This is a genomic window from Paraburkholderia sp. SIMBA_053, assembly GCF_046534895.1.
In the GTDB taxonomy this organism is placed as follows: domain Bacteria; phylum Pseudomonadota; class Gammaproteobacteria; order Burkholderiales; family Burkholderiaceae; genus Paraburkholderia; species Paraburkholderia caledonica.
This window is the reverse complement of sequence record NZ_JAWRXU010001344.1, coordinates 1-248: the sequence shown is the minus strand read 5'-3', so window position 1 is coordinate 248 and position 248 is coordinate 1. Positions and strand designations below refer to the sequence as shown.

The following is a 248-nucleotide window of genomic DNA, read 5'->3' as shown; positions in this document are numbered from 1 at the left end:
CCTCGTTTTCGAGCCGGGGCCAGTCGATCTTCCATTTTTTGATGAGATCGACCCGTACCGTGGTCGTGCTCTGATACTCGACGGCTGTGCCGCATACTTCGCCATCGCCCTGACAAGCGTGCGCGTCGCCGATAAAGAGCCGCCCGCCGGGAGAGCGCACGGGCAGATAGGTGATGCTGCCCGGCCCCATGTCGGGAACGTCCATATTACCGCCGTGCGAATCGGGCGTGAGCGAATTGATCGAATCG

The 248-nt window shown here is 61.3% G+C and carries 1 protein-coding gene; it reads right to left on the bottom strand.

The window, feature by feature from the left end; genetic code table 11:
• Positions 1–248: acetamidase/formamidase family protein (locus tag SB753_RS39985; protein ID WP_410805538.1), on the bottom strand; the 248-nt coding region annotated here is incomplete at both ends.